Annotated in this window: 7 protein-coding genes; 6 read left to right on the forward strand and 1 reads right to left on the reverse strand. The window is 71.1% G+C overall.

The annotated features are described in order from the left end of the window. Positions 1–230 precede the first annotated feature (230 nt). From GTY56_RS32830 to GTY56_RS32840, 3 genes are all read left to right on the forward strand, one after another. The gene (locus GTY56_RS32830) at positions 231–1,376 is read left to right on the forward strand and encodes a GAF domain-containing sensor histidine kinase (RefSeq protein ID WP_161368924.1); all 1,146 of its coding nucleotides are present in this window, start codon (positions 231–233) and stop codon (positions 1,374–1,376) included. Next, complete coding sequence (locus GTY56_RS32835; RefSeq protein WP_161368925.1) at positions 1,369–2,010, forward strand: response regulator; 642 nt, start codon at positions 1,369–1,371, stop codon at positions 2,008–2,010. The genes GTY56_RS32830 and GTY56_RS32835 overlap by 8 nt, the downstream gene beginning before the upstream one ends. Before the next feature lie 156 nt (positions 2,011–2,166). Continuing rightward, complete coding sequence (locus GTY56_RS32840) at positions 2,167–2,409, forward strand: chaplin family protein (RefSeq protein WP_161368926.1); 243 nt, start codon at positions 2,167–2,169, stop codon at positions 2,407–2,409. Positions 2,410–2,605: 196 nt separating this feature from the next. Here GTY56_RS32840 and GTY56_RS32845 read toward each other — a convergent pair whose 3' ends face one another. Beyond that, positions 2,606–3,391 carry an Rv1486c family protein gene (locus GTY56_RS32845; RefSeq protein WP_161368927.1) on the reverse strand — a complete coding sequence of 262 codons (786 nt, stop codon included), beginning with the start codon at positions 3,389–3,391 and terminating at the stop codon, positions 2,606–2,608. Between the two features lie 150 nt (positions 3,392–3,541). Here GTY56_RS32845 and GTY56_RS32850 point away from each other — a divergent pair, with 150 nt between their 5' ends. The 3 genes from GTY56_RS32850 to GTY56_RS32860 form a co-directional block, all read left to right on the forward strand. Next, positions 3,542–4,339, forward strand: a complete 798-nt coding sequence (locus GTY56_RS32850; protein ID WP_033310988.1) for an ABC transporter ATP-binding protein — start codon at positions 3,542–3,544, stop codon at positions 4,337–4,339. Positions 4,340–4,434: 95 nt separating this feature from the next. Further along, positions 4,435–4,866, forward strand: coding sequence for an NfeD family protein (locus GTY56_RS32855; RefSeq protein WP_161368928.1), 432 nt, complete (start codon positions 4,435–4,437; stop codon positions 4,864–4,866). A 132-nt stretch (positions 4,867–4,998) separates the two neighbouring features. After that, positions 4,999–5,481: paraslipin (locus GTY56_RS32860; RefSeq protein ID WP_161368929.1), on the forward strand; the 483-nt coding region annotated here is incomplete at its 3' end.

Below are 5,481 nucleotides of genomic sequence, written 5' to 3' on the forward strand. Positions count from 1 at the left end.
TCGACGCCCCGGCGATGATCGCAACCGGCATGATCCGCTTCGTCGTCGTGACAGCGTGCCCACACCGTGGGAACGGAGCCGCCCCGGCCCTGCACCGTGGGAACGGAGCCGCCCCGGCCCTGCACCGCGGCACCGGGCCGTCTCGGCCCTGCGACCTAGGCCCACCGGACCGGACGCCCGCCGCCACCGGGCCGATCCGCGCTGTCACAGCCCGCCGGTACCGTGAGGACATGAGTCACGGCCCCCGGTCCGGCCTCGCCGCGGTGAGTTCCGCGTTGCTGGCCATGAGCAGGCATCTCGAGGTGCGCGACGTCCTCAAGACGATCGTCGCCTCGGCCCGCGAACTGCTCGACGCGCAGTACGCCGCGCTCGGCGTCCCGGACGACCACGGCGGCTTCGCCCAGTTCGTCGTCGACGGCGTCAGCGAGGAGCAGTGGAAGGCCATCGGCCCCCTCCCGCGTCAGCACGGCATCCTCGCCGCGATGCTGCACGAGGCGAGGGCCGAACGGCTCGCGGACGTCCGCAAGGACCCCCGCTTCGAGGGCTGGCCGAAAGCCCACCCGGACCTGGTCGACTTCCTGGGCCTGCCGGTCCGCGACGGTGACGAGGTCATCGGAGCGCTCTTCCTGGCCAACAAGAACTGTGAGCGGCCCGAAGGCGGCTGCGGTTTCACCGAGGACGATGAGGAACTGCTCGGCATCCTCGCCCAGCACGCCGCAATAGCCCTCACCAACGCCCGCCTCTACGAGCGCAGCCGGGAACTGACCATCGCCGAGGAGCGCTCCCGCCTCGCCCACGAACTGCACGACGCGGTCAGCCAGAAGCTGTTCTCCCTGCGCCTGACCGCCCAGGCCGCGGCCCGCCTGGTGGACCGCGACCCCTCCCGCGCCAAGGGCGAACTCCAGCAGGTCGCGGCCCTGGCCGCCGAGGCCGCCGACGAACTGCGCGCCGCAGTCGTGGAGTTGCGGCCCGCCGCCCTCGACGAGGACGGCCTCGTGGCGACCCTCCGGACACAGATACAGGTCCTCGACCGGGCCCACAGCGCCCGCGTCACCTTCGCCGGCCACGGAGTGAAGGCCCTGCCCGCATCCCAGGAGGAGGCCCTCCTGCGCGTCGCGCAGGAAGCCCTGCACAACGCCCTGCGCCACTCCGGCGCCGACCACGTCGACGTGACCCTGGACCGCCGCGGCGGCGGAGCCGTCCTGCGGATCACGGACGACGGCAGCGGCTTCGACCCGCAGGCGGTGCGTCACGCGGGGCGCCATCTAGGCCTGGTCTCCATGCGGGACCGGGCGAGCGGCGCCGGCGGCTCGCTGACCGTGGAATCGGTGCCCGGCAAGGGCACCGTCATCGAGATGGAGGTCCCCGGTGGCTGACGCGATCAAGGTGCTGCTCGTCGACGACCACCAGGTCGTCCGGCGGGGGCTGCGCACCTTCCTCGAAGTGCAGGACGACATCGAGGTCGTCGGCGAGGCGGCGGACGGCGCCGAAGGAGTCGACCGTGCCGAGGAGCTGAAGCCCGACGTCATCCTCATGGACGTCAAGATGCCGGGCATGGACGGCGTCGACGCCCTGCGCAGACTCCGCGAGCTGGCCAACCCCGCGCGCGTGCTGGTCGTCACCAGCTTCACCGAACAGCGCACGGTGGTCCCGGCCCTGCGCGCCGGCGCCGCCGGGTACGTCTACAAGGACGTCGACCCCGACGCGCTCGCCGGGGCCATCCGCTCGGTGCACGCCGGGCACATCCTCCTCCAGCCGGAGGTCGCCGGCGCCCTGCTGGCGCAGGAGGAGACCAACTCAGGTACGGGAAGGGCCGGTTCGCTGACCGAGCGGGAACGCGAGGTACTCGGGCTGATAGCGGACGGCCGCTCCAACCGGGAGATCGCCCGCGCGCTCGTCCTCTCCGAGAAGACCGTCAAGACCCACGTCTCGAACATCCTGATGAAACTCGACCTGGCCGACCGAACGCAGGCCGCGTTGTGGGCCGTTCGCCATGGCGTGACGGGCTGACAGGCTCCGCCCACGGCAACACGGAAGGTTGCGTTCCGGGCCGAGATTCATACTGTCGTGGGAACGTCCCTCACATGGCGCAACCTCGATGGATCTCCGCCGTTCTCCAGTGCGTGCTGCGGCGCCTGCCGCGGCAATCGCAAGGAGGGCTCAGAAGTGAAGAACCTGAAGAAGGCAGCGGCCGTGACGATGGTGACGGGTGGCCTCCTGGCCGCCGGCGCGGGCATGGCCTCCGCCACCAGCGCGCACGCGGACGGCCAGGCCGTGGGCTCCCCGGGCGTCGGCTCGGGCAACGTCGTCCAGGCCCCGGTGCACGTCCCGGTCAACGTGTCCGGCAACAGCGTGAACGTCGTGGGCATCCTGAACCCGGCCTTCGGCAACGTCGCCGTCAACCACTGACGCACCACCTCCGTCTCCGAGCCGGAGGTGCCACCGGCCTCCCGGTCCTGCCCGGGAGGCCGGTCCGGCATGTGCCGTGCAGTGCCGTGCGATCCGGCCCGTCCGGCGCTTGAGGACGAGGCCGTTCAGGCCGACGGCGGTCTGGGGGCGAAGCCTCCGGGTACCTCGTACCGACGCCGGTCACCGGGGAGCGCGGTCACCGCACCCCCCTCTCCCGCTCCTCCACAACGGAGTTGTACGCCGCGACCTGCGCCCGCCGAGCCGTTCGCTCCACCGGCCGCAACGCCTCCCGCCGAGCGGAGATCTCCGACGAACTCACCGCGCCCCCGTGCCCACGCTCCGTCGCCACCGTGATCAGCGTCCCCACCCGCTGCGCCAGCTCCAGCACCCGCACCGCCCGCGGCGGATACCCCGGCGCCAGCACCTCCCGACCCCGCTCGGCCCGCGCCCGGTACGCGTCGATCGCCGCCTCCGCCACCGGCCCGGACCCGGCCACGTCCAGCCGCGTCAGCACCTCCGTGGCCTCCCGCAGCGCCTCCGCCAGCTCCCGCTCCGCCTCGCCCAGCGACGGCACATCCGCGGGCGGCGCCTCCCGCACCGGCAGCACATGCCACACCACCTCGACCTGCACGCCCTCGGGCCCGGCCTCGTACACGTCCGGCACCAGCCCGTAGGCGGCCCCGTGACCGACCACCGCCTCCTCGGCCTCCAGCGCACGCGCGTTGAACTCGGGCGGCCCGCTCAGCCCCAGCGGATGCCCCGGCGCGGGCAGAGCCACCCGCAGCCCGGTCACCCCGAGCATCCGCAGCCGCCCGAGCGCGAGCGTCAGCCCGACCTGCCCCGACTCACCCGGCAGCCCCTCCACCCGGTGCACCGCGTCCGCGCCGACGATGGCCAGGACGGCGTCGTCCGGCGAGACAAGCCCGGCCAAAAGGGCATTTCCCCAAGCTGCGAGACGTCCAGCACGTGGTTCCGTGAGCATGCTCCCACCCTAGGGCCGGACCAAGGGAATCCCCCGGCCGACCGGTGGCGTAGATTTCATGGAGGGCTGCGCCCACCGGCGCGGCGGACCGAGCCACAGGCTTACGCGACAGCCGAGACCGGCCACACTGCAAGGGGAGACAACGCGCTCATGAGCGATGTTCTGGAGCTTCAGGACGTATCCGTGGTCCGTGAGGGCCGGGCTCTGGTGGACCAGGTCTCCTGGTCGGTCAAGGAGGGCGAGCGCTGGGTCATCCTCGGCCCGAACGGCGCCGGCAAGACCACCCTCCTCAACCTCGCTTCCACCTACCTCTTCCCCAGCTCCGGCACCACCGCCATCCTCGGCGAGACCCTCGGCCGGCCCGGCACCGACGTCTTCGAGCTGCGCCCCCGCATCGGCATGGCCGGCATCGCCATGACCGAGAAGCTCCCCAAGCGCCAGACGGTCCTGGAGACGGTCCTCACCGCCGCGTACGGCATGACCGCCACCTGGCACGAGGACTACGAGGACATCGACGAACAGCGCGCCCGCGCCTTCCTCGACCGCCTCGGCATGAGCGAGTACCTGGACCGCAGGTTCGGCACCCTCTCCGAGGGCGAGCGCAAGCGCACCCTGATCGCCCGCGCCCTGATGACCGACCCCGAGCTGCTCCTCCTCGACGAGCCCGCCGCCGGCCTCGACCTCGGCGGCCGCGAGGACCTGGTCCGCCGCCTCGGCCGCCTCGCCCTCGACCCGATCGCCCCCTCGATGCTCATGGTCACCCACCACGTCGAGGAGATCCCCCCGGGCTTCACCCACGTCCTCATGATCCGCCAGGGCAAGGTGCTCGCCGCCGGCCCGCTGGAGCTGGAGCTCACCTCCCGCAACCTCTCCCTCTGCTTCGGCCTCCCGCTCGTCGTCGAACAGTCGGGCGAGCGCTGGACGGCGCAGGGCCTCCCGCTCTCCTGATCCTGACCTTCGCCTTCCAAATCCCAGGGTAAGAACGGGATTTCACACCACGGGCGCCCTGTCGGCGACGGGGCCCGCGGACCTACCATGACCATGTGGAAATCGACGCATGGCTGTGGTGGCTGATCGGCGCGGCAGCGCTCGGCATCGCGCTCGTGGTCACCGCGATGCCCGAACTCGGCATGCTGGCGGTGGGCGCCATCGCCGCGGCGGTGGTCACCGGCGTCTTCGGCGGCGGAGCCGTCGCCCAGGTCGCGGTCTTCGCCGTCATCTCGGCCGCGGGCATCGCCGTCGTCCGCCCCATCGCGAACCGGCACCGCGCTCAACGCCCCCAGTTCGCCTCCGGCGTGGAGGCGTTGAAGGGCAGACGAGCCGTCGTCCTGGAACGCGTCGACGCCTCCGGAGGCCGGATCAAGCTGGCCGGAGAGGTCTGGTCGGCCCGCGCCCTCGACACCGGCCGCGCCTACGAATCAGGCGAGGAAGTGGATGTCGTGGACATCGAGGGAGCCACCGCGATCGTGATGTGACCTCGCAGGACGTAACTGGAGTGAACTCCTCGCCAGCTACGCGACGGTCTGTCAGACTCGACCAGCAAGATCTTCGACAACCATAAGATCTGCCGAAGACGCCGCAGCGGAGAAGGGACACGGGGAACGACGATGGAACCGGTCATCATCGTCCTGATCATTCTGGTGGTGTTGGTCTTCATCGCCCTGATCAAGACGATCCAAGTCATCCCACAGGCCAGCGCGGCCATCGTCGAGCGCTTCGGCCGCTACACGCGGACACTCAACGCGGGCCTCAACATCGTCGTCCCGTTCATCGACACGATCCGCAACCGCATCGACCTGCGCGAACAGGTCGTGCCCTTCCCGCCGCAGCCGGTGATCACCCAGGACAACCTGGTCGTCAACATCGACACCGTCATCTACTACCAGGTCACCGACGCACGGGCCGCCACCTACGAAGTCGCCAGCTACATCCAGGCGATCGAGCAGCTCACCGTCACCACGCTGCGCAACATCATCGGCGGCATGGACCTGGAGCGGACCCTCACCTCCCGCGAGGAGATCAACGCGGCCCTGCGCGGCGTCCTCGACGAGGCCACCGGCAAGTGGGGCATCCGCGTCAACCGCGTCGAG

Origin of the sequence: Streptomyces sp. SID5643, from assembly GCF_009872555.1 — a bacterium.
Taxonomy (GTDB): Bacteria; Actinomycetota; Actinomycetes; order Streptomycetales; family Streptomycetaceae; genus Streptomyces; species Streptomyces iakyrus.

Bases quoted from the DNA above. Each gene is read 5' to 3' on its own strand.
- GTY56_RS32830 (WP_161368924.1), top strand. From the start codon at position 231: ATGAGTCACGGCCCCCGGTCCGGCCTCGCCGCGGTGAGTTCCGCGTTG.
- GTY56_RS32845 (WP_161368927.1), bottom strand. From the start codon at position 3,391: ATGCTCACGGAACCACGTGCTGGACGTCTCGCAGCTTGGGGAAATGCC.
- GTY56_RS32850 (WP_033310988.1), top strand. From the start codon at position 3,542: ATGAGCGATGTTCTGGAGCTTCAGGACGTATCCGTGGTCCGTGAGGGC.